The 24,195-nt window shown below is 69.3% G+C and carries 22 protein-coding genes; 6 read left to right on the forward strand and 16 right to left on the reverse strand.

Annotated elements, in window-relative coordinates; all coding sequences use genetic code 11:
- Positions 1 to 16 precede the first annotated feature (16 nt).
- The 6 genes from ACGFU7_RS32405 to ACGFU7_RS32430 form a co-directional block, all read right to left on the reverse strand.
- Positions 17 to 964, reverse strand: a complete 948-nt coding sequence (locus ACGFU7_RS32405; RefSeq protein ID WP_393700552.1) for an ABC transporter permease — start codon at positions 962 to 964, stop codon at positions 17 to 19.
- A gap of 23 nt (positions 965 to 987) precedes the next feature.
- The gene (locus ACGFU7_RS32410) at positions 988 to 1,965 is read right to left on the reverse strand and encodes an ABC transporter permease (RefSeq protein WP_393700553.1); all 978 of its coding nucleotides are present in this window, start codon (positions 1,963 to 1,965) and stop codon (positions 988 to 990) included.
- A gap of 87 nt (positions 1,966 to 2,052) precedes the next feature.
- A complete protein-coding gene (locus ACGFU7_RS32415) occupies positions 2,053 to 3,729 on the reverse strand; it encodes an ABC transporter substrate-binding protein (RefSeq protein WP_393700554.1) in 1,677 nt (558 codons plus the stop codon).
- A 68-nt stretch (positions 3,730 to 3,797) separates the two neighbouring features.
- Complete coding sequence (locus tag ACGFU7_RS32420; RefSeq protein WP_393700556.1) at positions 3,798 to 4,820, reverse strand: LacI family DNA-binding transcriptional regulator; 1,023 nt, start codon at positions 4,818 to 4,820, stop codon at positions 3,798 to 3,800.
- 204 nt (positions 4,821 to 5,024) lie between these two features.
- Complete coding sequence (locus tag ACGFU7_RS32425; RefSeq protein WP_393700558.1) at positions 5,025 to 5,288, reverse strand: type B 50S ribosomal protein L31; 264 nt, start codon at positions 5,286 to 5,288, stop codon at positions 5,025 to 5,027.
- A gap of 154 nt (positions 5,289 to 5,442) precedes the next feature.
- Positions 5,443 to 6,330, reverse strand: coding sequence for an ABC transporter substrate-binding protein (locus tag ACGFU7_RS32430; RefSeq protein WP_393700560.1), 888 nt, complete (start codon positions 6,328 to 6,330; stop codon positions 5,443 to 5,445).
- 217 nt (positions 6,331 to 6,547) lie between these two features.
- On the opposite strand from ACGFU7_RS32430, the gene ACGFU7_RS32435 reads away from it, so the two are divergent.
- Positions 6,548 to 7,048: a GNAT family N-acetyltransferase gene (locus ACGFU7_RS32435; RefSeq protein ID WP_393700561.1), complete on the forward strand. Its 501-nt coding sequence runs from the start codon at positions 6,548 to 6,550 to the stop codon at positions 7,046 to 7,048.
- A 39-nt stretch (positions 7,049 to 7,087) separates the two neighbouring features.
- Here the strand turns inward: ACGFU7_RS32435 and ACGFU7_RS32440 are convergent, their stop codons facing one another.
- Entirely contained in the window at positions 7,088 to 7,714 is a 627-nt protein-coding gene (locus tag ACGFU7_RS32440; protein WP_393700562.1) for a GNAT family N-acetyltransferase, read from the reverse strand.
- 154 nt (positions 7,715 to 7,868) lie between these two features.
- On the opposite strand from ACGFU7_RS32440, the gene ACGFU7_RS32445 reads away from it, so the two are divergent.
- Positions 7,869 to 8,225 (forward strand): YciI family protein, encoded by a 357-nt coding sequence (locus ACGFU7_RS32445; RefSeq protein WP_393700563.1) that lies wholly within the window; start codon positions 7,869 to 7,871, stop codon positions 8,223 to 8,225.
- Positions 8,225 to 9,520, forward strand: coding sequence for an RNA polymerase sigma factor (locus ACGFU7_RS32450; RefSeq protein WP_393700564.1), 1,296 nt, complete (start codon positions 8,225 to 8,227; stop codon positions 9,518 to 9,520). The genes ACGFU7_RS32445 and ACGFU7_RS32450 overlap by 1 nt, the downstream gene beginning before the upstream one ends.
- 9 nt (positions 9,521 to 9,529) lie before the next feature.
- On the opposite strand, the gene ACGFU7_RS32455 is transcribed toward ACGFU7_RS32450, so the two are convergent.
- Positions 9,530 to 10,405: a LysR family transcriptional regulator gene (locus tag ACGFU7_RS32455; protein WP_393700566.1), complete on the reverse strand. Its 876-nt coding sequence runs from the start codon at positions 10,403 to 10,405 to the stop codon at positions 9,530 to 9,532.
- An 80-nt stretch (positions 10,406 to 10,485) separates the two neighbouring features.
- Between ACGFU7_RS32455 and ACGFU7_RS32460 the strand changes: the two genes are divergently transcribed.
- On the forward strand, positions 10,486 to 11,751 hold the full coding sequence (locus tag ACGFU7_RS32460) for an MFS transporter (RefSeq protein ID WP_393700568.1): 1,266 nt from the start codon (positions 10,486 to 10,488) through the stop codon (positions 11,749 to 11,751).
- On the opposite strand, the gene ACGFU7_RS32465 is transcribed toward ACGFU7_RS32460, so the two are convergent.
- The 7 genes from ACGFU7_RS32465 to ACGFU7_RS32495 form a co-directional block, all read right to left on the reverse strand.
- Entirely contained in the window at positions 11,741 to 12,058 is a 318-nt protein-coding gene (locus tag ACGFU7_RS32465; protein WP_393700569.1) for a cupin, read from the reverse strand. The two genes, ACGFU7_RS32460 and ACGFU7_RS32465, sit on opposite strands and share 11 nt — an antisense overlap.
- 67 nt (positions 12,059 to 12,125) lie before the next feature.
- A complete protein-coding gene (locus tag ACGFU7_RS32470; RefSeq protein WP_393700571.1) occupies positions 12,126 to 13,751 on the reverse strand; it encodes a glycoside hydrolase family 13 protein in 1,626 nt (541 codons plus the stop codon).
- A 116-nt stretch (positions 13,752 to 13,867) separates the two neighbouring features.
- Positions 13,868 to 14,818, reverse strand: coding sequence for a carbohydrate ABC transporter permease (locus tag ACGFU7_RS32475; RefSeq protein WP_393700572.1), 951 nt, complete (start codon positions 14,816 to 14,818; stop codon positions 13,868 to 13,870).
- 11 nt (positions 14,819 to 14,829) lie between these two features.
- Entirely contained in the window at positions 14,830 to 15,759 is a 930-nt protein-coding gene (locus tag ACGFU7_RS32480) for a carbohydrate ABC transporter permease (RefSeq protein WP_393700574.1), read from the reverse strand.
- A complete protein-coding gene (locus ACGFU7_RS32485) occupies positions 15,756 to 17,168 on the reverse strand; it encodes an extracellular solute-binding protein (protein WP_393700576.1) in 1,413 nt (470 codons plus the stop codon). The genes ACGFU7_RS32480 and ACGFU7_RS32485 overlap by 4 nt, the downstream gene beginning before the upstream one ends.
- 212 nt (positions 17,169 to 17,380) lie before the next feature.
- Positions 17,381 to 17,521: a hypothetical protein gene (locus ACGFU7_RS32490; RefSeq protein WP_393700578.1), complete on the reverse strand. Its 141-nt coding sequence runs from the start codon at positions 17,519 to 17,521 to the stop codon at positions 17,381 to 17,383.
- Positions 17,521 to 18,003, reverse strand: a complete 483-nt coding sequence (locus ACGFU7_RS32495; protein WP_393700579.1) for a GNAT family N-acetyltransferase — start codon at positions 18,001 to 18,003, stop codon at positions 17,521 to 17,523. The genes ACGFU7_RS32490 and ACGFU7_RS32495 overlap by 1 nt, the downstream gene beginning before the upstream one ends.
- A 240-nt stretch (positions 18,004 to 18,243) precedes the next feature.
- On the opposite strand from ACGFU7_RS32495, the gene pgm reads away from it, so the two are divergent.
- Positions 18,244 to 19,884 (forward strand): phosphoglucomutase (alpha-D-glucose-1,6-bisphosphate-dependent), encoded by a 1,641-nt coding sequence (gene pgm / locus ACGFU7_RS32500; protein WP_393700581.1) that lies wholly within the window; start codon positions 18,244 to 18,246, stop codon positions 19,882 to 19,884.
- Between the two features lie 44 nt (positions 19,885 to 19,928).
- On the opposite strand, the gene ACGFU7_RS32505 is transcribed toward pgm, so the two are convergent.
- The gene (locus ACGFU7_RS32505) at positions 19,929 to 21,608 is read right to left on the reverse strand and encodes a PHP domain-containing protein (RefSeq protein WP_393700583.1); all 1,680 of its coding nucleotides are present in this window, start codon (positions 21,606 to 21,608) and stop codon (positions 19,929 to 19,931) included.
- Between the two features lie 224 nt (positions 21,609 to 21,832).
- On the opposite strand from ACGFU7_RS32505, the gene ACGFU7_RS32510 reads away from it, so the two are divergent.
- Positions 21,833 to 24,187: an FHA domain-containing protein gene (locus ACGFU7_RS32510; RefSeq protein WP_393700585.1), complete on the forward strand. Its 2,355-nt coding sequence runs from the start codon at positions 21,833 to 21,835 to the stop codon at positions 24,185 to 24,187.
- The last annotated feature ends 8 nt before the right edge of the window (positions 24,188 to 24,195 follow it).

Consider the following 24,195-nt stretch of genomic DNA (forward strand, 5'->3'; position numbering starts at 1 on the left):
AGGGCACAGTCATCGTTCAGCCCTTCCGGTTGCGGTTCTTGGTGCGGCGTGCGCGCAGTCGCGGGTTGGTGATCTCGTCGACCGCGTAGTTGACCATCGCAAGGGCGAAGGCGACGAGGGCGATACAGAGGCCGGAGGGTACGAACACCCACCAGGCGCCGGTCATCAGCGCGCCGTCGTTTCCGGCCCAGTAGAGGTTGGTGCCCCAGCTGACGACGGAGGCGTCGCCGAGGCCGAGGAATTCGAGGCCCGCCTGGGCGCCGATGCCGAAGATGACGCAGCCCAGCAGCGTCGTCATGACGACGGAGGCCATGTTGGGGAGGATCTCCCGGAACATGATCCGTATCGCGCGTTCACCGGTGACGACGGACGCGGCGACGAAATCCTTGCCGCGGATCGACTTGGCCTGGGCGCGCAGCACCCGGGCGGAGCCCGCCCAGCCGGTGACGACGAGGACCAGGATGACGGTCGCCGTACCCGGCGGCATGAACGCCGCGAGGATGACGAGCAGCGGCACTCCGGGCACCAGCAGGAAGATGTTGGTGACGAGGGAGAGCACATCGTCGACGATCCGGCCGAAGTAGGCACAGGCCATGCCGACGAGCACGGCGAGGGCGGTCGCGGCGATCCCGACGGAGAATCCAACGAGCAGCGAGCTGCGTGCGCCCCACAGGGTCAGTGCGAGGACGTCCTGCCCCTTGGCGGTCGTACCGAGCAGATGGGACGCCGACGGGAAACCGGCGCCCAGACTGTTGATCTTCGACGGGTCGCCGGGGGCGATCACGGGTGCGAGCAGGGCCAGCAGGACGAACACCACCAGCACGACAGCGCCGAACAGTGCCTTACGGTTGGCGAGCAGGGACCGCAGCAGTCCGGCCCGGGATCGCCGGGGCTTCGGGGTTACGGCGGCCGGCGGCTCGGTCCGTGGTGCGGCGGGCTCCGTGTGGGAGTCGAGGACGCTCATGGGTCTTCTCCTTCTCCGGCCGCTCAGCGGACGCGCACACGCGGGTCGAGACGGACATAAACAAGGTCGACGAGGAAGTTGGCGACCAGTACGGCGGCGGTGATGGTGAGGAAGATCCCCTGCATCAGCGGGTAGTCGAGGCCCTGGACGGCGGCGAGCAGTTGGAAGCCGACGCCCGGGTAGGCGAAGACGACCTCGGTGAGCAGCGCGCCACCGACCACGAATCCGAGCGCCATGCCGAAGTTGGTGACGGAAGGGAGCATCGCGTTGCGTGCCGCGTACCGGAACATGATCCGGCTCGGGCTGAGGCCCTTGGCCTCGGCCATCGTGATGTAGTCCTCGGCGACCGTCGCGATCATGGTGTTGCGCATGCCGAGCATCCAGCCGCCGATCGACACCAGGACGATGGTCAGCGCGGGCAGGAAGAGGTGTGAGGCGGCGTTGGAGACGAATGCCCAGGACAGGTCGGGGCTGAGGCCGACGTCGAAGGCGTGCCGCATGGGGAACCAGCCGAGTGTCATGCCGAACAGGTAGAGCGCGCCCATGGCGAGCCAGAAGTACGGGAACGAGCCGGCAAAGACGAGCAGCGGCGGGAACACCGAGTCGAGTACGCCGCCGCGCCGCCACGCGGCGACGATGCCCAGCAGGTTGCCGATGACGACGGCGATGACGAGGGCGGTGCCGCCGAGCAGCAGCGTCCAGCCGATCTGGGAGGCGATGACCTCGGAGACGGGGGTCGGGAAGCGGGAGATGGAGATGCCCATGTTCCCGGTGCAGACGTCCTTGATGTAGTCGAGGTACTGCTGCCACATCGGCCGGTGGTCGAGGCCGAAGAGCCGGCGGAGCTGGTCGATCTGTTCCGGCTGCATCTGGCTCTGGGAGCGGGCGAACATCCGGGAGACGGGGTCGCCGGGCATGAAGCGGGGCAGCATGAAGTTCAGGGTGATGGAGGCCCAGAAGGCCAGCAGATAGAAGCCCAGATTGCGCAGGATGTAACGCACTGGTCCCCCTCCGAATCTATGAGGGCCGGTGGCCCGCCTGTGGTGTCGGTGCGGGCGGGCCACCTGAGTGACGGGGTGTCAGTGCTGTCAGTTCCTGACGGGCTTCAGGCTCATCAGGACGAGGACGGTGGTGTCGCCGCGGTTGGTGAGCGTGGCGTACGGGTTGTCCTCGGTGGGCCAGCCGGTGAACCGAGTGTCGGTGTACGCGCCCCACTCCGGTCCCGGGAAGAGCGGCACGACGGGTGCGTCCTCGGCGAACAGCTTCTGCAGTCCGTCGACCGCGCGGCGCTGCCCGGCTTCGTCGGGGGCGGCGGCGAACCGGTCGAGAAGCGTGTCGGCCTTCTTGTCGCCGAAGCGGTGGTAGTTGCTGACCGCCTTGGTGCCGACGGGCTTGACCGATTCGGTGCCCATGGTGGTCCGGTAGAACTGGAACGGCGTGGCGCCGTTGTCGCTCCAGACGATGCCGGTGTCGTAGTCCCCGGTCTCGTAACCGCTGACGACGGCGGCCCAGTCCGGCGACTTCACCTTCGCGGTGACACCGATCCCGTCGAGGTTCTGCTTGATGATGTTGGCGACGGACAGCCAGTCGGAGGATGCGGAGCCGACCGAGATGCTGAAGGTGAACGGCTTTCCGTTCTTGAGCTTCCGCTTGCCGTCGGGGCCCTTCTTGTAGCCGGCTTCGTCGAGCGCCTTCGCCGCCGCTGCGGCGTCGTGCTTCGTCCAGGTGCAGGAGTCGGCGAGGGTCTTGTCGCGCCACTTGTCGTATCCGCCGGACAGGCCCGTGCAGTCGGCGGGCTGTGTGTAGCCGTTCATGCCGACCTTGGTGACGCTCTCTCGGTCGACGGCCTGGCTGAGCGCCTTGCGCACCTTCGGGTCGTCGAACGGCGCCTTGGTGGTGTTCATCGTCCAGTCGACCATCGAACCGGTCTTCGGGTACCAGTACTTGTTGTGCTTCGGGCCCTTGGCCACGAAGCTCTTCTGCACTTCGGGTATGAACGACTGGGTCCAGTCCGCCTCGCCGTTGACGAAGGCCAGGTTGGCGCTGTCGTTACCGGAGAAGCCGAGCACCCGGATGCCGTCGATCCGCTGCTTCTTCGGCTGCCAGTACTCGGGGTTCCTGCGGAGCTCGTACGACTGGCTCTGGAAGTTGGCGACCTTGGTGTACGGGCCGGTGCCGACCGGGTACGGGTTGGTGTCCTTCGCCGGGTCCTTGACCTTCTCCCAGATGTGCTTGGGCACGATGATCTGCTTGCCCAGCTCGAACAGACCGGGCGAGTACGGCTTGGTGAGGGAGAAGACGACCTTGTCGGTGCCCTCGGCCTTCGCCGTCCGCAGATACTCGTAGCCGCCGAGCAGCTTCTTCTGCAGACCGAAGGTGTACGCGACGTCCTCGGCGGTCAGCGGCTTGCCGTCGGACCACTTGACGCCGTCGCGCAGGGTGAACGTGACGGTCCTGCCGTCCGCAGACGTCTCCCAGGAGGTGGCCAGCCATGGGGTGGCCTTGCCGTCGGCCGGGTTGTAGACGAGCATCGCCTCGTAGATCGCCTGGGTGGTCATGGGGGCCACCACCTGGCCGGGGGCGAACGGGTTGAAGTTCCGGGTGAAGGTGGCGAAGTCCTCGCGGGGAATTGTCAGGAACTGATGGCCGGAGGTGTCCCCCGCGGCGTTCGTACCGGTGCCGCTGCAGCCCGTGAGCAGCAGGGCCGCGACGGGGGCGGCGAGCGCTGCGGGCCGGAGGCGCCGGGCACGTATCGACGGTGCCATAATGTGTTTTCTTCTCTCTCTTCAATTGACCGAAGACGGGTGAGGATTCCCGCCGGACTGATTCGCAGTCAGACCGACGAGCGTTCGATCAGCGGGCAGTCGACCATCACCTGTGTGGTGGTGAGCGGCTGTCCCGCTGTGAGAGCGCCGAGCATGTCGACGCCCTTGGCTCCCATGGCCTCGAAGGGCAGGGCGACCGTGGTGAGGCCGGGCCGCAGGTAGGCGGCGATGAGTTCCTGGTTGTCGAATCCGATGACGGCAATGTCGTCCGGGATCCGCAGTCCGCGTTCCTTGATGGCGTCATAGGCGCCCATCGCCGTCCGGTCGTTCCCGCAGAACAGCGCCGTGGGGTGGCGGCCGTCCGTGCGGTCGAGCAGTTCACAGGCCGCGGCGTACCCGCCGTCGGCGGTGGCATGTCCCGGTACGACGAGGCTGTCGTCGATGTCCAAGTCAGCTTCACCCAGGGCCTGTTCATACCCCTGGCGTCGTCCGACGGCGGCCGGGATGCCCGTGTCGAGATTGATGAACCCGATACGGCGGTGACCCGCGTCGAGCAGCCGCCGGGTCGCCGTGTGGCCGCCCGCCACCTCGTCGGGCACGACGGACGGCAGGGCGCCGTCCGCGTCGAAGCAGTTCACCAGGACGACCGGCACTTCGCGGGCGGCGGGCGGCAGTGTCACCGCACGGTGCCAGGTCGTGGCGTACAGCAGCCCTTCGGCACGCTGTTCGAGAAGCTTGTCGAAGGCAGCGGCCTCCATGGCGGGATCCCGGTCCCCCGCCGTGATGAGCAGAAACTTGCCTTCGGCCCAGGCCCGGTCCTGCGCCCCCTTGATCACATCGACGGCGAACGGCGCGGTGACGATCTCGGTGATCAGCCCGTACCACTCGCTCCGCTTGGCGGCGAGCGCCCTCGCTCCGGCGTTGGGCCGGTAGCCGAGCTCCTCGATCGAGGCCCGGATGCGGACCCGGGTCTCCTCGGGGATGCCGGCGTCGGCGCGCTCGTTGAGGACGAAGGAGACGGTGGTGCGCGAGACACCGGCATGACGGGCGACATCGCTCATCGTCACGCGTCGCGCCTTGTTCGTGGCCACTTCGAATACCCCCTGCGTCCCGCCGACAGCGGGCCGTGCTCTGGTTACGCGCTTTAGTAACGCGCGTTAGTACGATGTTGCAGGCAAGTTACGAGGGGTTGGCCAGCGGTGTCAAGAGATGTGACGGACGGAGTCCCCCGGCCCCTGGGAGGCAGGCCGGAGGACTCCGGTGCGTACGCGGGTCAGCTCGGGTCGGTACGCCGGTCAGGAGGCGTCCTTGTGCCCCTCCTCCCCGTACCGGCGCTCGAACTTGGCGACCTGTCCCTCGGAGTCCACCACGCGGGCCTTCCCGGTGTAGAACGGGTGGCTCTCCGCGGAGATCTCCACGTCGATGACGGGGTAGCTGTTGCCGTCGTCCCAGTCGATCGTCTGCTCGCTCGATGCGGTGGACCGGGTCAAAAAGGCGTAGCCCGCCGAACGGTCGCGGAAGACGACGGGACGGTAGGCCGGGTGCTTGTCCTGCTGCATGCCTGCTCCTGGGGACGTGCGGTGTCGGCTCGGGACGCTCCTGGCCAGCCTCGCGAACCGGGGCGGCCTGCGCGATCGGAAGCGTCCGTACGGGGCATCGGCGTACGCGTCCCGTGCGGCGGGCGGGGGCGGCCGCACCTTGTGGCCACGTACGTCAAAGCCGGTGGGCGGCGGCCTCCAGCGCATCGGCCACAAGTGTCAGGAACCGCGCATGGGCCTGCGGACTGCAGACCGGCTCCGGATTCCAGGGCACCACCCGGGCGGCGCGCTCGATCGCCGACCACTCCTCGTTCGTCCGGAGTTCGTCGAGGGGCGTGGCATTGGCCCGGATGTCGGCGAGCACGATGGCGGGGCGCAGCGCCGAGGCGTCCGCCCAGCCGACCGTGGACCAGTTCGCGCCGGGCCCCTCGGCCGGTTCCACGAGGTCGACGCCGAGCTCGGCCAGCACGCGCAGCTCGGGCCACATGCGGGGGCGGGCGAGGTGCGCCTGGTCCTGGCCGGCCGGGGAAAGGGCGACCACCCGGGGTCGTGCCGGTCCGGCGGCGAGGGCGCGCAGCCGGTCCCGGGCGGCGTCCAGGTCCTGTGTCGCCGTCGTGGGTTCCCCGGCGCCGAGTGAGCGTGCCAGCTGCGCGAACCGGTCACCGATCTCCGCGAGGGTGCGCGCCTGGCCCACGTCGATGACGACGACCGGGACGTGCTCCTCAAGATGCTTGGCGGTCTCCGGGGCGAGCCCGTAGACATGACCGCCGCCGTAGCTGACGGCCACGACGAGGTCCGGCTCACCGCTCAGCAGGGTGTCCACGTCCAGGGTGCTGCCCGCGCCGAGATAGCCGACCTCGGTCAGCGACAGCGATCCGGTCTTCGCTGCGTCCGGCACGGCTCGGTCGTCATGGTCTGAGCCGAATATCGCGCTCGGGCGTATCCCGTGGTCCCACAGGGTCGCTCCGGCCTGGACATAGGCGAGCACCCGCGCAGGGCGCCGCCCGGCGGTCGACAACTGTCCACGATCGTCGGAGAACTGCCACACGGTCTGCTCCCTCACGTCACACGCCCCTCGGCACCGTCCGCTTCGCCCCTTTTCCGGGTCGTACACCAGTACCTGCCCAGCCGACCCCCGTGACACCCCCTCGGTGGCCTGTCCGTTACGGATGACGCGAAGACGCCCGCGCATGGCCGGGGCCGACACCCCCGGCACGGATTCCGCTCCGGTCGAGGACCTCCCCACCGGCTCGTAGGGGCGTGCATGTGATGCTGATGCCATGACTGTTCGATCCGGGATTGTCGTCGTTCGCCGGCCCGGCCGGAGCGGTGCCGCCGAGGACTGGCCGGCCCGGCTGCTGGCGGCCTACCATCTGCGGACCCAGGCCGAGAAGGGCGAGGCCGTCGCCGACGCGGCCGACCTGCCCGCCCGGTACCGGGCGGAGATCTCGGACCCCCGGACGGCATTCCACGGCGATGCCGTGCTGCTGGCGCTGAGCGGTGACACCCCTGTGGGCTGTGTCGTGGTCACCGCCGCTGTCGAGGGCCGGTCGGAGATCAAGCGGTTGTGGACCGATCCGGAGTTCCGGGGACGCGGCATCGCCTCCCATCTGATGAGCGCCGCACTGGCGCACGCCGAGCAGAGCGGTGTCGGCACGGTCCGGCTCTCCGTATGGAAGTGGCGCACGGGCGCCATCGCCCTGTACGAGCGGCTCGGCTTCGAGATCACTGAACCGTGGGACGCGCGGGACGAGTTGGTGTGCATGGAGCGCACCGTGTGAGTGGGCGCCGGGAGTCGCCCCGCCGATGCCGACGGATCGCTACAGGTCCGCTTCGGTGGTGCGACCCAGGTAGGTGACGGGCCCGGGGTCCGGGGCCTGGATCTCGCCGAAGCCGAGCCGGTCGTAGAAGGCCCTGGCCGGAGTGTTGGCCCTGAGCATGGACAGATGCACGGTCTCGACTCCTTTGGCCCGCAGGGCGGCCAGGAACGTACGCATCAGCGCTCTGCCGTACCCCTTCCGCTGCCATGCGGGCAGCAGATCGATGTGCAAGTGGGCTGGGTGGGCGGCCAGTTCGGGAAGGATCATCCGCTCGGGGTCGTGCAGGAGGGCGATCATCTCCTCACTGGGGGTACGCGGCGGGCCGTCGAGCGCCGGGAAGCGCTCCTCGACCAATGGCAGCCACTTCCCCCGGAACGCTTCGACGAATCGCTCCGTGTTCGCGGTCCCCAGGATGTAGCCGACCGCCCGGCCCGTACCGTCGTCGATCACGAAGGCCAGATCGGGTTCTAGGTACGCGTACGGCGCGGCGAAGATCGACGGCATCAGCTCCTGGTCAGGGTACAGATGCCGGGAGTCGCCGCCGTTGTCGGCCGTCCGGACGCAGATGTCCGCGAGGGCCGCACGGTCGTCGGGGTGGTAGGCCCGTGGGCCGGGAGGCTGGGTCATCACCTCATCCTGCCGAGCCTGGGAGCGCTCCCACAAGTCTCGGGGAGAAATTCTTCGAACACGACCGTGTTCCGTGTCGATCCGGGCGGCACCCGTTCGTATAGAGGGTGAGACACCGGCAAGGCGCCGGCGTCGCACCCGAAGGAGGCACACCATGAAGCACTACCTGCTCAGCGTGGTCACACCGTCCCGGGGCGAGCCGCCCTCCCCCGAGGCACTGGAACAGATCATGCGGAACGTGGACGGCTTCCACCAGGAGTTGCAGCAGGCCGGGGCCTGGGTGTTCGCAGGTGGACTGAGCTCCCCGACCACGGCCACCGTCGTGCGGGCGAAGGACGGCGACACGCTGCTCACCGACGGCCCGTACATCGAGGGGAAGGAGTACCTCGGCGGGCTGTGCATCATCAAGGCGCCCGATCTGGACGCCGCCCTCGACTGGGGCCGCAAGGCCGCTCGGGCGATCACGCTGCCCATCGAGGTCCGGCCGTTCGAGGGTGACGTGGAGGGCTGATGGCCGGTGCACCCGGCCCGTCCACCCCGGCCGGCACACCAGGCCCGTCCACCCCGGCAGGCGGGCCGGACGCGCCGGCTGTGCCCGCCGCGGACATCGAGCGTCTCTTCCGCGCGGAGTACGGCCGCTGCGTGGCCGTACTCGTCCGCGCCTTCGGTGACATCGATATCGCCGAGGAAGCGGTCCAGGAGGCGTTCACCACCGCGCTCGACCGGTGGCCGGTGACCGGGCTGCCGCCCGCCCCGGCCGGCTGGATCATCACCACCGCGCGCAACCGGGCGATCGACCGCCTGCGCCGCGAGGCCTCCCGCGCCGACCGGTATGCGCAGGCGGCGCTGGTGCGCGCCAGGAACGAACCGGCCGAGGAGGGACCCGTGCAGGACGACCGGCTGCGCCTGATCTTCACCTGCTGCCACCCCGCGCTCTCCACCGGTGCGCAGGTCGCCCTGACCCTTCGGCTGCTGGGCGGGCTCACCACCGCGGAGTTGGCGCACGCGTTCCTGGTGCCGGAGCCGACCATGGCACAGCGTCTTGTACGGGCCAAGGGCAAGATCCGCGACGCCCGGATCCCCTACCGGGTGCCCGCCGACGCCGACCTTCCCGAGCGGGTCCGCTCCGTGCTCGCCGTTGTGTATCTCATCTTCAACGAGGGGTACACGGCGAGTTCGGGCGACCGGCTGGTGCGCGAGGACCTCTGCGCGGAGGCCACCCGCCTCGGTCGCCTCCTGGCCGGGCTCATGCCCGACGAACCCGAGGTGCTGGGGCTGCTCGCGCTCATGCTGCTCACCGACGCGCGCCGCGGCGCGCGCTCGGGCCCGGACGGCGAACTGGTGCCCCTGGCCGAACAGGACCGCGACCGGTGGGACGGAGCGCTGATCGCCGAGGGGCAGGCGCTCGTACGGCAATGCCTGCGGCGGGGCCGGCCGGGCCCGTACCAGATCCAGGCGGCGATCAACGCCGTGCACAGTGACGCGGCGACCGCTGCCGCCACCGACTGGGGGCAGATCCTGCGGCTCTACGACCAGTTGCTGGCCCTGAGCCCGAGCCCGGTGGTGGCGCTCAACCGTGCCGTCGCGGTGGCAGAGGTGGAGGGGCCGGAGGCGGCGCTCGCGCTCGTCGAGCAACTCGGGCTCGACGGCTACCACGTGTTCCATGCCGTACGGGCCGATCTGCTCCGCAGGCTGGGCCGCACCTCGCAAGCCGCGTCGGCGTACGACGCAGCCGTCGACCGCACGCAGAACACGGCAGAGCAGGACTTCCTGCGGAGCCGCCGCCGGGCGCTGCCCGACGACTGAACGAGACCGTCAGCCGGCTTCCACACCGAGTCCGGTCAGGAACGCCACGGCGGCCGGGGTGGGACGGAAGCGGCTCCAGACCAGCCGCTCCGTGCGGGCGGGCGCATCGCGGACGGGCAGCACATGTACGCCGGTCAGTTCCGCCGCGAAGGCAGCCGGCAGCATGGCGATGCCGAGCCCGCTGCGGACCAGGCGGACGATGAAGTCGGTGCCGCTGACCTCGAACGCCACCTCGCGGGTGAGCCCCATCGCCGCGAACGCCTCCTCCGACTGCGCCCGGGCCGCGGTGCCGTCGGGGTAGTCGACGAACATCTCCTTCGCCAGCCGTTCCAGACCCACTTCCGCCTTTCCGGCCAGGGAGTGGGTGGGGGCGACGACTGCGACCAGTTCGCCCGTGGCGAGTTCGTGATCGCTCACGCCCTTCGGCCGGTAGCTCGGCAGCACGCCCAGGAACGCCACGTCGAGCGTGCCGTCCCGTACTTCCTGGACCAGGTCCTTGCTCGCCCCGTCCCGCAGGACGATGTGCACCTTCGGGTAGCGCAGGTGGAACGCCCGCAGCGCGGCCGGGATGTCGATCGCGGCAACGGTCGGGATGGCTCCGACCGCGAGGCGTCCACGGACCTCGCCCGCCGTGGCGGCCACTTCAGCACGGGCCCGCTCCGCCGCGTCCAGCGCCTGCCTGGCCTCCGGCAGGAACGCCTCACCCGCCGCGGTGAGCCGCACATGACGGCTGGTGCGGTCGAAGAGGCGCGCCCCCAGCTCCTTCTCCAGCCGAGCGATCTGATGACTCAACGCGGACTGGACGACCAGGCACCTCTTCGCGGCGCGGGTGAAGCTCCCCAGTTCCGCCACCGCGACGACGTACCGCATCTGCTGAAGTTCCATCCATCTATCGTGAACCACGATAGATGGAATGAAAAACATGTGTTGGACTCATGGATGGTGGATCCCCGACGCTGAGGGACATGGCACATTCCACACACGAGACCCTCGGCCGGGCCGTCCCGCGCACTCTCCCCGATTCGCCCGCGCTCGGGCGCGGCCTGGTCCTGCTGATGGCCCTGGCTGCCGGGCTCTCGGCCGCCGGCAACTACTTCGCGCAGCCGCTGCTCGACATCATCGAGGTGAATCTGCACATCGGTGTCACCGCGGCGGGGCTGATCGTGACCGCCGCCCAGGCCGGGTACGCGCTGGGCCTGATCCTGCTCGTTCCCCTCGGGGACGTCCTGGAGCGCCGAAGGCTCGCCGTGAGCCTGTTCGCGCTCACCGCTTTCTTTCTCCTGGTGACGGCCGCGGCCCCCACCGGCCCCCTGCTGATCGCCGGGACCCTGCTCACCGCACTGACCTCCGTCGGGGCGCAGGTAGTGGTGCCGTTCGCGGCGACCCTGGCGGCTCCGGCCGAACGCGGCAGGATCGTCGGTGTCGTCATGTCCGGCGTCCTGCTCGGCGGGCTGTTCGGGCGGCTGGCCTCCGGCGCACTGTCCGAACTCGGCGGCTGGCGGACCGCGTACTGGGTGAACGCGCTGCTCATGGCCGTCATGGCGATACTTCTGCACAACCGGCTCCCCCGGCTGCCCCGGCCCGGCGACGCGGCCCCGATGCCGTACACCGGACTTCTGCGCTCGACGCTGGCCCTGCTGCGGCAGGAGCCTCTGCTCCGCTGGCGGGCAGCCATCGGCGCGTTCTCCATGGCCTCGTACAGCGTGCAGCTGACCGCGCTGACGTTTCTGCTGACCCGGCCCCCCTTCCACTGGAACGCCGCCGCCATCGGACTCTTCGGTCTGGTGGGCGTCATCGGTGTGGTGGGCATGAACTTCGCGGCCCGGTTGAGCGACCGCGGCCGGGTGCAGGCGGTGTCGGGAACGGCGGCCGCGCTCCTCACGCTCTCCTGGCTGCCCCTGCTGGCCGGCGAGTCCTCCCTGCTGTGGCTGGCGGTCGGAGTGATCTCGCTGAACATCGCCCAGCAGGCAGGGCTCAACAGCAGTCAGAACGTGATCTACGCACTCCGCCCGGAGGCCCGCAACCGGGTCAACTCCGGGTTCATGACGCTCTTCTTCATGGGCGGGGCGGCCGGTGCCGCACTCGCTTCGGTGGTCTGGGTGCGGGCGGGCTGGAGCGGCATCTGCCTCCTGGGCGGTTCGCTGGCCGCCGGAAGCCTTGTGCTGTGGGTCCTGGAGCGCGTCCGGATGGCCTCCGCCGCACGTCCCGGATCCGTCACCGTCACTCGTTGACGGTAGTCAGCAGCACCACGGCGTCCTCCAGCGCCAGCAGCCCGTGCCGCTCCTGCGGGATCGGGTGGAGCCCTCCGGCGCTCAGCTCCACATCGCCGGAGGGCGCCGTGAGGCGCACCCTGCCGCGGAGCACCTGGAGGGAGGCCGCGGCGGGTGCGTTGTGCTCGTCGAGGGCGGAGCCGGAGGTGAGGGCGATGACGGTCTGGCGCAGGGGTTCCTCATGCAGCAGGCGGTGGGCGCTGCGGCCGTGCGGGGAGGTACGGGCCGTGGCCAGATGCTCGTCGGCGAGGGCATTCAGATCGTCCATATGCCCACTGTGCCGCAGCCCTCGTCGCCCCGCGATCCTGCCGCACCTGCGCACACGGCCGCAGCGGTCAGTTCCGCAGCCAGGCCGCCGTGTCCTGCGGGAGCCTGCCCTCCGCGTCCAGCGGGCCGCTGGTGAGAAGGATGTCCGTGTGTCCGGGCAGCTCGACGGGTTCCGCGCCCGGATTGGCGACGCAGATCAGTCCGCCGGGCCGGGTGAAGGCGAGTACCCCGGGTGCCGAGGGCAGCCAGGTCAGCTGTTGCGCACCGGAACCCGCCGCCGTCCGGAAGCCCGGCTCGGTCCGGCGCAGCCGCAGGGCTTCGCGGTAGAGGCTGAGCATCGACTGCGGATCGGTGCTCTGCCGGTCGGCGGCGTACGAGGACCAGTCGGACGGCTGCGGAAGCCACGGCTCCGTGGTGGAGCCGAAGCCGGCGTACGGCGCCCGCTCCGACCACGGCAGTGGCACCCGGCATCCGTCGCGTCCCGGGTCGGTGCCGCCCGAGCGGAAGTGCATGGGGTCCTGGATCCGGTCACGCGGGATGTCCGCCTCCGGAAGTCCCAGTTCCTCGCCCTGGTACAGGTAGGCCGCACCGGGCAGGGCCAGTGACAGCAGGGCCGCGGCGCGGGCCCGCCGAGTGCCGAGTGCCAGGTCCGTCGGTGTGCCGAAGGACTTCGCCCCGAAGTCGAATCCGGTGTCCTCGCGGCCGTACCTGGTGACGGTCCGGGTGACGTCGTGGTTGCACAGGACCCAGGTGGCGGGGGCGCCGACCGAGGTGTGCTCGGCGAGCGTGTCGTCGATCGCGGTGCGCAGCGGCCCGGCGTCCCAGGGGCAGGCCAGGAAGTTGAAGTTGAAGGCGGTGTGCAGCTCGTCGGGGCGCAGATAGCGGGCGAAGCGCTCGCTGTCGGGGAGCCAGACCTCGCCGACGAAGACCGCCCCGTACTCGTCGGCGATGGCCCGCCAGGAGCGGTAGATGTCGTGGAGTTCGTCGCGGTCGGTGAACGGGTGGGGGTCGCGGCCCTTGACGAAGTCGGGCAGTGCGGGGTCCTTGGCGAGCAGGGCCGCCGAGTCGATCCGTACACCCGACACGCCCCGGTCGAACCAGAAGCGGAGGACGTCCTCGTGCTCCTGACGGACGGCCGGGTGTTCCCAGTTGAGGTCGGGCTGCTGGGTGGCGAACAGGTGCAGGTACCACTCGCCGTCCTCCAGCCGGGTCCACGGGACGCCGCCGAACTCGGAGACCCAGTCGTTGGGCGGGAGTTCGCCGTCGGTGCCGCGTCCGGTCCGGAAGTGGAAGAGTTCCCGCTCGGCGCTGCCGGGGCCGGCGGCGAGGGCCGCACGGAACCATGCGTGCTGGTCGGAGACATGGTTGGGGACGATGTCGACGATCGTACGGATGCCCAGTTCGCGGGCCTGAGCGATCAGCTTCTCGGCCTCGGCGAGACTGCCGAAGGCGGGGTCGATGGTGCGGTAGTCGGCCACGTCGTATCCGCCGTCGGCGAGCGGCGACAGATACCAGGGGGTGAACCAGATCGCGTCCACGCCCAGTTCGACGAGGTGGGGCAGCTTGGCCCGTACCCCCGCCAGATCGCCGGTTCCGTCACCGTCGCCATCGGCGAAGCTGCGTACATAGATCTGGTAGATGGCGGCGTCGCGCCACCAGTTCGCGGTGGCCTCGGACGGAAGGCTGGCTGCCACGTGGCGTTCCTTTCGGGCAGGTGGGACTCCGCCGCCGGCCCCGGACAGCGGGGCGCTGAATGGGAGAGAGCCGACGGCGGAGTGCTGGGGGGGTGACGGCGGTTCGACGGCAGGTGCTAGCCCTTGAGTCCGCCTGCGGTGAGACCGCTCATGATGTTGCGCTGGAAGAGCAGGAAGATGAGGAGCGTCGGAACGGAGGCGATGGTGAGCGCGGCAATGAGTACGTTCTCGGGTACTCCGCTCGCCAGCGAGTAGATGCCCACGTTGAGGGTCTGTTTGCCCGGGTCGGGGAGGGTGAGCATCGGCCAGAGGAAGTCCTTCCACACACCGACGATCGCGAAGATGGAGACGACGCCGAGTATCGGCCGGGAGATCGGCAGGACCACCGAGCGCAGGGTGCGCAGCGGCGTGGCTCCGTCGATGGCGGCGGCGTCCAGCAGTTCGCCCGGTATCGAGTCGAAGAACCGCTTCAGCAGAAAGATGTTGAAGGCGTTGGTGACAGACGGTAGCCAGATGACCCAGGGCGAGTTGAGCAGATTGCGCTGCACGATGGGCACATCGAGGACCGTGAGGTACTGGGGTACGACGAGGACGGTGGCCGGGATCATCAGGGTGGCCAGCATCATGCCGAGGATGGCCTTGCCGAACACCGGTCGGAGTCTGGACAGCGAGTAGGCGGCGGTGACGTCGAGGACCAGTTGGAAGGCGAGTGCTCCGAAGGCGTAGTAGAGGGTGTTGAAGAGGAGTCTGGACAGGTCCATCACGGTCCAGGCCCGGGAGTAGTTCTCGGTGTGGACGGAGGCGGGGAAGGCCGTGGGCGGGCTCTGTACGGCTTCCTGGGTGGTCTTGAGCCCGCCGGTGACCATCCAGTAGAGGGGTCCCAGGAAGGCCACGGTGAACAGGATGATCACCAGGGCGAAGACGATCCAGTAGACGGCCTTGCCCCGGGGCCTGGCGAGCTGGGCCGATGAGATCAGGGTCCGTTGGCGTCCCTGGTCGGCGGCGCGCCGCCCGGCCCTGCGCTGTCCGGGGACGCGTCGTCGGGAGACAAGGGTGTTCGATGCCATGGTCGGGCCCCCTACTGGTCTTCGCTGCTGCGGCTCAGTCGTACGTACACCGCGGAGAAGCCCGCGAGGACGACGAGCAGGACGAGGCCGAGTGCCGCCGCGCTGCCGTAGTTGTTGAAGTTGAAGGCGTACTGATAGATGAGGTAGACGACGGTGGTGGTGGAGCCCTCGGGACCTGCGCCGTTGGTGAGCAGGAAGGGCTCGGTGAAGACCTGCATCGTCGCGATGATCTGCATCAGCAGGAGCAGCGAGAGGATGAGCCGGGTCTGCGGGACGGTGACGTGCCAGACCTTGCGCAGCAGCCCGGCGCCGTCGAGCTCGGCCGCTTCGTACAGCTCGCCGGGGATGCCCTGGAGGGCGGCGAGATAGATCAGGGTGGCGCCGCCCATGTTCATCCAGGTGGCTGCGATGACGACCGAGAGCATGGCGGTGCTGGTGGACTGGAGCCATTGCTGGGCCGGGAGGTGGACGAGTTCCAGGATGCGGTTGAAGAGTCCGTAGCCGGGGTCGTAGAAGTACTTGAAGAGGAGTACGGAGGCGACCGGGGGCAGCATCACCGGCAGGTAGACCAGGAGCCGCAAGTAGCCCTGTCCGTGCCGGAATTCATTGAGGACGACGGCGACGACGAACGGCACCGCGAAGCCCAGCAGAAGCGCGAGCCCGGTGAAGAGCAGGGTGTTGCGCCAGGCCTGCCAGAAGGCCGGGTCGTTGAAGACATGGCTGAGGTTGGACCAGCCGGCCCAGGTGGTCCTGCCGTCCTCGTTCTTCTGGAAGGCCAGGATGAACTCCCTGACCATCGGATACCAGGAGAAGAACGAGAAGCAGAGCACCGCTCCGATCAGAAAGCCGTGCGCGGAGATGTTGCGGCGCAGGGCTCGCCGGAACTCCTGGCGGGCGGAGTCCGCACGGACGGTGCGCACCCCGCCCCACGCGTCCGTCACTGGTTCGCCAGTACCTGGTTGACCTGCTGTTCGGCGGTGGAGAGCAGTTTGTCGATGTCGGCGTTTCTGTTGGTGAGGACCCCCGACATGGCGTTGTCGAGAATCTTGTAGATCTCCTGCGCCTTCGGCGGCTCGGCCTTGCCCTTGACGGGGTTGTCCATGAATGCCTTGAAGTTCTCGACCGGCATCGTGGCGTTGGCGACCCGCTGTGCGTCGTCCTTCGTCTTGGTTGTGCCCAGGAAGAAGTTCGGCTGCGGCAGTCCGACGGGCAGCTGGTCGGCCTTGGTGCGCGCCCAGTCGAACTGGCCCTTGCCCTGGGTGAGGTTCTTGAAGTTGAGCCAGGCGATGGCGGCTTTGATCCGGTTGGGCGAACTGCCCTTCTTGATCATGTAGTCGTTGCCACCGAAGAGGGTTCCCTCCGCGCCGGGGATCGGGCCCATGCCGAAGTTCTCGTACGTGGCGCCGAGCTGCTGGACCATGTACGTGATGTCGTCGGGTGCGGCGAGGAACATGCCGAGCTTGTCGCTGGCTATCTGCTTCTGCAGATCGCCCCACTTCAGCAGCTGGGTCTGGCCCATGCTGTTGTCCTCCCACCGCATGTCGTGCAGCTGCTGGAGAACCTGCTTGCCCGTGTCGTCGTTGAAGGCGGCCTTCTTTCCGGTGGAGTCGACCACTTCGCCGCCGAGGCCGTACTGGGCGGCGGTGAAGTGCCAGCCGCCGTTGTTGCCCGCGCTGTACTCGCCGTAGCCCGCGATGCCCTTGCCGAGTGCCGCGATCTTCTTACTGGCCTCCCGGACCGCGTCCCAGGTGGCCGGTGGCTGGTCCGGGTCGAGGCCGGCCTGTGTGAACAGCTTCCGGTTGATCATCAGGCCCATGGTGTAGTTGCTGGTCGGCAGGGCGTAGAGCTTGCCGTCCTTGCGCGCCACATCGACCACCTGGGGCTGGATGTCCTTCAGCGCGGGGACCGTCCTGTCGGTGACGTACGCGGAGATGTCCTCGGCGCCGTTGTTGTCGAGCACCTGCTCCAGGTCGGTGAAGTAGGCGTAGAACACGTCGGGTTGCGACTTCGCCTTGAGCATCGCCGTGAAGCGCGGCGGCTCCAGGCACTGACCGGGGGTGGACTTCCCGTTGATCGTGACGTTCGGGTACGTCTTGTTGAACGTCTTGATGTCCTCGTTCCACTCCCGCAGTTCCGCGGCCTTGGCGGCCGGCGGCATGCAGTCGATCGAGATCGTCACCTTCGCCTTCCGGTCGAGCGGGGCCGACGGGTCCGAGGACCCCTCGGATCCGTCCCCCTTGCCGCCCCCGCTGCTGCTCGTACCGCAGGAGGCGAGGGCGGTCAGGGCGAGCGCGGTGACGAGGGTGACGGCGGAGGCACGGCGTGTACGGCGGAACCCAGCACTTCTCATCGGTGGTCCCCTTCGGGCATGAGCGCGGAAGGCCCTCGGCCGGCACTCTGCCGGGGCGCGGCACACTCAACCACTGCATGCAGGGGAGAGCAATATCCCGCGCAATTTTCGTAAATGTTTGACAGTACGATGCATGTGGCGTGCACGGATGGCAGGGGGCACGACAGCAAGGAGCGGGGCCTGCGGCTGCGGGCCCCGCTCGTCATGTGCTGTCAGCCGGCCGGGATCAGAGTCCGGTGTACGGAAGCCGGTTCGGCGAACGCGGACTCGAGGGTGACGAAGTACTGGCCCGCGACGGCCCGGGAGGAGTGCTGCACCGCGACGCGGGCTTCGTCCCGGACGGGGCAGGGCATCAGCCGTTCGCGGTCCACCGGTACCTGACGTCCGGTTCCTTCTCCTCGTTGCGGCTGCCGTCGTCGAACCCGACCGCGGTGAAGCCGTACCGCTCGTAGAAGGCCCGGGCGCCGGTGTTGCGCTGGAAGACGTACAGGGTGAGCTCGTCGGGGGCGATCTCGCGCGCCTTGGCCAGAAGCAGCGAGCCGATGCCCCGCCGCCGTACATCGGGCCGCAGATACAGGTGCTCCAGCTCGGTTCCGTCGAGGGAGGCGAACCCCAGCACCTCCCCGGTCCCGGTCCCGGCGATCCACACCGTTGTTCCGGGCAGGACGACATGGGTCATCCAGGCCAGCGTGTCCTCGTCGCTGTGCACCTTCGGCAGGTACGGCATGGCTGCGGCGCGGGAGTCGAGGAAGAGCCGGGTGAGCGGCTCCGCGTCCTCGGCGGCGGCCTCGCGCAGCAGGACGCGGTCGGCCGCTGCGGACTCGTTCGGTGCCATCTCGTCTCTTCCCGTTCGGTCGGAAACCCGCCACTTCTCGCACTCTGCGGTGGGCTGCTCGTCGTCGTGGACGAACATATGCCGGGGCCCGGCCACGCCTCCACAGGATTTGGGCCGTTCATCCCTCCCCGCCGTGCCGGTGCGTGTCCCCGGCGGGGCAGTCGCGTACCGGCGCGGGCCACCCGCGAAAATGGCGGAGGGGAAGACCGCAACGACCGACCGATACGGAGGAGTGGGCAGATGCCGCACGAACGAGCTGGACAGCCGGCCCGGCCGGAGGATCTCACCGATGTGGCCCGGCTGGTGACCGCGTATTACACGCTGCACCCGGATCCGGCCGAGCCGGACCAGCGGGTGGCGTTCGGTACCTCCGGCCATCGCGGGTCGTCCACGGCCACCGCGTTCAACGAGGACCACATCGCCGCCACCAGCCAGGCCATCAGCGAGTACCGGGCGCGGCAGGGCACGAACGGGCCGCTCTTCCTCGGCGCCGACACCCATGCGCTGTCGGAACCGGCCCGGATCACCGCCATCGAGGTGTTCGCCGCCAATGACGTGACCGTGCTCATCGATCCGGCCGACGGCTACACCCCGACCCCGGCGGTGTCGCACGCCATCCTCGCCCACAACCGGGGCCGGACCTCGCAGCTCGCCGACGGCGTGGTGGTCACCCCGTCCCACAACCCGCCCGGTGACGGCGGGTTCAAGTACAACCCGCCGAACGGCGGTCCGGCCGGCTCCGAGGCCACCGGCTGGATCCAGGAGCGGGCCAACGAGATCATCGCGGCCGGTATGAAGGACGTACGACGGCTGCCCTACGTCCGCGCACGGGCGGCGTCGACCACCGGGACGTACGACTTCCTCGGCAGCTATGTGGCGGACCTGCCGTCCGTGCTCGATTTGGACGCGATCCGATCGGCCGAAGTACGCATCGGTGCCGACCCGTTGGGCGGCGCGTCGGTCGCGTACTGGGGCCGCATCGCCGAACAGCACCGGCTCGATCTGACCGTGGTCAATCCCCTGACCGATCCCACCTGGCGGTTCATGACGCTGGACTGGGACGGAAAGATCCGGATGGACTGCTCCTCGCCGTACGCGATGGCCTCGCTGATCGGGCAGCGCGACCGCTATCAGATCGCGACCGGGAACGACGCCGACGCCGACCGGCACGGCATCGTCACACCCGACGCCGGGCTGATGAACCCGAACCACTACCTCGCCGTCGCCATCAACTACCTGTACGCCCACCGCGAGCAGTGGCCTTCCGCAGCAGGCATCGGCAAGACGCTGGTCTCTTCGGGAATGATCGACCGGGTCGCGGCCGGTCTCGGCCGTGAACTGGTCGAAGTGCCCGTCGGCTTCAAATGGTTCGTGGACGGACTGGTCGACGGATCGCTCGGGTTCGGCGGCGAGGAATCCGCCGGGGCGTCGTTCCTGCGCCGGGACGGATCGGTGTGGACGACCGACAAGGACGGCATCATTCTGGCGTTGCTCGCCTCCGAGATCCTCGCGGTGACGGGCACGTCCCCGTCGCAGCACTATGCAGCGCTCACCGCCCGGTTCGGCGAACCGGCGTACGCCCGGATCGACGCTCCGGCCGACCGCGAGCAGAAGGCGGTGCTCGGGCGCCTCTCCCCCGAGCAGGTCACGGCCGACACCCTGGCCGGTGAACCCGTCACGGCCGTGCTGACGAAGGCGCCCGGCAACGGCGCACCGATCGGCGGCATCAAGGTGACCACCGAGAACGCCTGGTTCGCCGCCCGTCCCTCGGGCACCGAGGATGTGTACAAGATCTACGCCGAGTCGTTCCTGGGCGCCGGCCATCTCGGCCGGGTGCAGGAGGAGGCCAAGGCCGTGGTCTCCGCGGCGCTGGACGCCTGAGTTCGGCCGGGGCCGCCTCGGGCGGCCCCGGCCCTTCGGCGGGCTCAGCGCACGATGTCCACGAAGACCGGGTTGGTGTAGAACCAGGTGTCGAGCCACGGGTTGCCCTTGCCGGGCTCGTGCGGGAGCGGGCCGTGCGGGTCGATCGACGCGCCGAGGAATCCCTTCCCGTGCCGCTTGCCGTCGCTGCCGCGCAGCCGCAGGTAGAACGGCTCGTCCGCGCGCCCGACCGGGATGCGCAGGGTGTACGTGCCGCGGCGGCCCGAGACGTCGGCGGTGTGGGCGAGCCGGGTGTCCGGGGCGTGCCAGTCGTCGCGGTCGGCAGCCGGACCGCGGACCGCGCCACGGATGACGTCCACGTGCTCCAGGCGCGGCAGCACACCGTACGGATTACGGCGGGAGGCGGCCGTCACCGTGACGGTGAGGGTGAGCTTCTCGCCGCGCCTGGCGCGCAGCCGGCCGCCGAGTGTGGCGCTGTTGCCGTGCTCGCCGCGCACCTTGACGTCGATGCCGTCGATGAGATGTCCGTGGTCGACCCAGACCCGGCCGGCCCGCAGCCCCTCCATCACGTTCCGGTAGCCGTACCGGGTGACGCCGACATGCGTACGGCTGAACTGGCCCGGCCAGAAGTCGCCGCCGGGCTGCGGCTCGGTGGTGTTGTACGGGTCGGGGATGTGGCCGGTGTTGTCGAAGTTCCGGCCGGGCGGCCAGGCACCGTTGACCCAGGTGTCCTGGGCGACGCGGTGGACGTCGGAGTTGGAGGTGATCGTGAAGAGCTTGCCCTCCGCCAGCATCGCGTCCCACAGGCCACCGACGGTCGCGGTCGCCCAGTCGAAGCCCCCGTAGGTGACGTACGCCTCGCGCGGGTAGCCGGGCCAGGAGTCGGCGGAGGGTGAATTCGTGTACTCGCCGCGGATGTTGGTGTCCGGGTGCCAGCCCGGGATCGCCCCGGCCTGAGCGCCCGGGGCGCCCTCCATGCCGATCATGATCTCGGGGGCCGCGTCGCGCCAGCCGCGCATCTCGTGCGGGGAGTCGATGCCGAGCCGCATGGGGTGGTTGGCGAGGACGAGCACGTCGTCGACGTACCGGGTGCGGCGCTGTTCGGCCAGCCACTTGAGGGCCTTGACCGCGTGCGCCTCGTTCCGCGGGGTGTCGGGGTGCGTCGGGCCACCGGCGGTGTAGCCGAGCAGCTTGCCGTCGAAGGCTTCCTCGAAACGGGTGAGGAGGTCCACTTCATGCCGTCCGGGCGGCGAGAAGACGGTGCAGTGCTCGGCACCGGGGATGTACCACTCCAGTCCCTGGAAGATCAGCATGCGCTTGTTGTCGGCGCGGGCCTTGAGGATCTCCCGGTGCTCCTGAGCGGCACCGAACTCGGCATGGCCGATGTTGCTGTGCTCGGTGAAGACCATCCAGTCGAGGCCGAACTTCTGTCCTGCCGAGGCAAGTTGGGAGAAGGTGTACTTGGCGTCATGGCTGTAGACGGAGTGGTTGTGGTGATCGCCGACCAGATAGACCAGGTCGGGGGCTTGTCCGTGACCATGTCCGCGACCGTCGGACCGGGCTCCCCTGCTGTCGGCCAGCGCGGGCAGCGGCAGCGACGCGGCGGCGAAGGCCGCACCGAACAGACCGGCTCGTCGCATCAGCCCTCGGCGGCTGAGGCCCTGAGGGTCGAGTGAGTCCGCGGGAACCTGGGGGTCGGCCCATTCGGGCACGGGGTGGGACATGACGCGACGTTCTCCTTCGTGCGGGGCGGCAGCGGTCCGAGGCCCGGATCGCAGGGCCGCCGCCACAAGGATTTCTTGATTCCGGAACTATCGGGTGAACCGGTCATGAAGGGTGGGGGTAGCGCCTGTGGCGCGCCGGGGGCCGTGGCAGCGGACCGGCTGGGCGGAAGCCGTTCAGCGCGATACATCGGGCGCATAACGGCACGCATCGCTAGAATTTGGGCATGGGAGAACGGCCTGTCGCGCCGACTGCGCCCGAACTCGTTCTCGAAACCGACGAGGGACCCACAGTGATGAGCCCGAGCCGGGATTACCACGTCGGGCGCGATCCCTTGAGCGACATCGTCATCGACGACGCACGGGTTTCGTGGCACCACGCGGTGCTGCGGCCCGTGGCCGACCACTGGTCACTGGAGGACGAGGACAGCACGAACGGCACGTACACCGGGGGCAGGCGTATCCATGAGTCGGGCGTGGGCCCCGGCAGCGTCATCCGGTTCGGTCATCCCGCGAACGGGCCGTGCGCCGTTCTGGTCGGCCAGGAACCCCCGGCCCCCGCGCTGCATCCGGCCGACCGCCCGTCCGCCGTCTCCATGCCCGCGGCCACCGGCACGTTCCGGCAGCCGACCACCGTGCGGCCGCGGCCCGTCCACACCGTACGCATCGGCCGCAGCGCCGACAACGACCTCGTCGTCGACGACCTGACCGTCTCGCACCGGCACGCCGAACTGCGGGCACATCCGGACGGCACGTACGAGATCGTCGACCTCGGCTCGCACAACGGCACGTATCTCAACGGCCAGCTGGTCGGCCGCGCCCCGGTCGCCGCCGGTGACATCGTCGGCATCGGTCACTCCGAGTTCTCTCTGGTCGGCGACGTGCTGCAGGAGTTCGTCGACACCGGTGAGGTCTCGCTCGATGTGCAGGACCTGGCGGTCACCGTGGACCGGGGCCGCAAGACCCTGCTCGACCATGTCTCCTTCCCGGTGGGCGAGAAGTGTCTGCTCGGCGTGGTGGGTCCGAGCGGCTCCGGTAAGTCCACTCTGCTCAACGCACTGACCGGCCTCCGCCCGGCCGACGAGGGCAGCGTCCTCTACGACGGCCGCGACCTTTACCACGACTACGCCGAGCTGCGCCATCGCATCGGGCTGGTCCCGCAGGACGACATCCTGCACTCCCAGCTGACCGTGCGCCGCGCCCTCGGGTACGCCGCCGAGCTCCGCTTCCCGCACGACACCGCCCCGTCCGAACGCCGGGCCCGGGTCGCGGAAGTGATGCGTGAGCTGGCTCTGGAAAAGCGGGCGGAGCAGCCGATTCACAGCCTCTCCGGCGGCCAGCGCAAGCGCGTCAGCGTCGCGCTGGAGCTGCTGACGAAGCCGTCGCTGCTCTTCCTCGACGAGCCGACCTCGGGGCTCGACCCCGGCATGGACCGCTCGGTCATGCATATGCTCCGGGGGCTGGCCGACGACGGGCGTACGGTCATCGTTGTCACGCACAGTGTGCTCAGCCTCGATGTCTGCGACCGGCTGCTGGTCCTCGCCCCCGGCGGGAAGACCGCCTACTACGGGACGCCGGACGACGCGCTCACCTTCTTCGGGTTCGAGCAGTGGCCGGAGGCGTTCGAGGCGTTCGAGAACGACCGGGACCGGGAATGGTCGGCGGAGTACCGCGCATCCCCGTTCCACCGGCAGTACATCGCGAACTCCACCGCGCAGCCCCGGCTGCCGCACGCCGCGGTCTCCCCGGTCGCGCCGCCGCCGAAGACCCGGAGCGGGGGCGCTCAGCTGCGGACGCTCGTCCGCCGGTACGCCGCCGCGCTGAGCACCGACCGGACTTTCCTGGCCATCATGATCGCTCTGCCGTTCGTGATGGGCGCGATGACCCGAGCCCTGGCCGGCAGCCGGCTGACCCAGGACACGGCGATCAACGCGCTGCTGATCCTCTGTGTGGGCGGCGTGCTGACCGGCGCCGCCAATGCCGTACGGGAACTGGTCAAGGAGCGGGGAATCTACCAGCGGGAGCGGGCTGTCGGGCTGTCCAGATCGGCATATCTGATGTCCAAAGTGGTTGTCCTGGGCACCATTACGGTACTGCAGGCCGTGGTCCTGACCCTCGTCGGTCTGGTGGGAGTCGATCTGAATGCCCCGGGCGGCAAGGGCGTTCTCCTGCCACCGCTGGTCGAGATCACACTCGCCGTGGCCCTGTTGTCGTTCACGGCGATGATGCTCGGTCTGCTCGTCTCCGCGCTGGTACGCAAGGAGGAGGTCACCATGCCGCTGCTGGTGCTCCTCGCCATCGTCCAGGTCGTCTTCTGCGGTGCGCTGCTGAAGCTGCACGGGGTGCCCGGGCTGGAGCAACTGGCGTGGCTGGTCCCGTCCCGGTGGGCGCTCGGGGCACTGGCCGGGACCATCGGGCTCGCCAGGATCGTGCCGGGAAAGGTGACCTCGGATCCGCTGTTCGAGCACTCCGCAGCGGTGTGGCTGTTGAACATGGGGATGCTGGTGGTGCTGTCGGCCGTCTTCGGACTGGTGGTCGCGCGGCTGCTGCGCCGGCACGAACCCGCCATCATGCGGAAGTAGCGAAGGCA

It is taken from the genome of Streptomyces sp. NPDC048473 (assembly GCF_043200155.1).
Classification (GTDB): domain Bacteria; phylum Actinomycetota; class Actinomycetes; order Streptomycetales; family Streptomycetaceae; genus Streptomyces.

Bases quoted from the DNA above. Each gene is read 5' to 3' on its own strand.
- ACGFU7_RS32405 (WP_393700552.1), bottom strand. From the start codon at position 964: ATGAGCGTCCTCGACTCCCACACGGAGCCCGCCGCACCACGGACCGAG.
- ACGFU7_RS32415 (WP_393700554.1), bottom strand. From the start codon at position 3,729: ATGGCACCGTCGATACGTGCCCGGCGCCTCCGGCCCGCAGCGCTCGCC.
- ACGFU7_RS32425 (WP_393700558.1), bottom strand. From the start codon at position 5,288: ATGCAGCAGGACAAGCACCCGGCCTACCGTCCCGTCGTCTTCCGCGAC.
- ACGFU7_RS32435 (WP_393700561.1), top strand. From the start codon at position 6,548: ATGACTGTTCGATCCGGGATTGTCGTCGTTCGCCGGCCCGGCCGGAGC.
- ACGFU7_RS32440 (WP_393700562.1), bottom strand. From the start codon at position 7,714: ATGACCCAGCCTCCCGGCCCACGGGCCTACCACCCCGACGACCGTGCG.
- ACGFU7_RS32445 (WP_393700563.1), top strand. From the start codon at position 7,869: ATGAAGCACTACCTGCTCAGCGTGGTCACACCGTCCCGGGGCGAGCCG.
- ACGFU7_RS32450 (WP_393700564.1), top strand. From the start codon at position 8,225: ATGGCCGGTGCACCCGGCCCGTCCACCCCGGCCGGCACACCAGGCCCG.
- ACGFU7_RS32455 (WP_393700566.1), bottom strand. From the start codon at position 10,405: ATGGAACTTCAGCAGATGCGGTACGTCGTCGCGGTGGCGGAACTGGGG.
- ACGFU7_RS32460 (WP_393700568.1), top strand. From the start codon at position 10,486: ATGGCACATTCCACACACGAGACCCTCGGCCGGGCCGTCCCGCGCACT.
- ACGFU7_RS32465 (WP_393700569.1), bottom strand. From the start codon at position 12,058: ATGGACGATCTGAATGCCCTCGCCGACGAGCATCTGGCCACGGCCCGT.
- ACGFU7_RS32475 (WP_393700572.1), bottom strand. From the start codon at position 14,818: ATGGCATCGAACACCCTTGTCTCCCGACGACGCGTCCCCGGACAGCGC.
- ACGFU7_RS32485 (WP_393700576.1), bottom strand. From the start codon at position 17,168: ATGAGAAGTGCTGGGTTCCGCCGTACACGCCGTGCCTCCGCCGTCACC.
- ACGFU7_RS32490 (WP_393700578.1), bottom strand. From the start codon at position 17,521: ATGCCCTGCCCCGTCCGGGACGAAGCCCGCGTCGCGGTGCAGCACTCC.
- ACGFU7_RS32495 (WP_393700579.1), bottom strand. From the start codon at position 18,003: ATGGCACCGAACGAGTCCGCAGCGGCCGACCGCGTCCTGCTGCGCGAG.
- pgm (WP_393700581.1), top strand. From the start codon at position 18,244: ATGCCGCACGAACGAGCTGGACAGCCGGCCCGGCCGGAGGATCTCACC.
- ACGFU7_RS32505 (WP_393700583.1), bottom strand. From the start codon at position 21,608: ATGTCCCACCCCGTGCCCGAATGGGCCGACCCCCAGGTTCCCGCGGAC.
- ACGFU7_RS32510 (WP_393700585.1), top strand. From the start codon at position 21,833: ATGGGAGAACGGCCTGTCGCGCCGACTGCGCCCGAACTCGTTCTCGAA.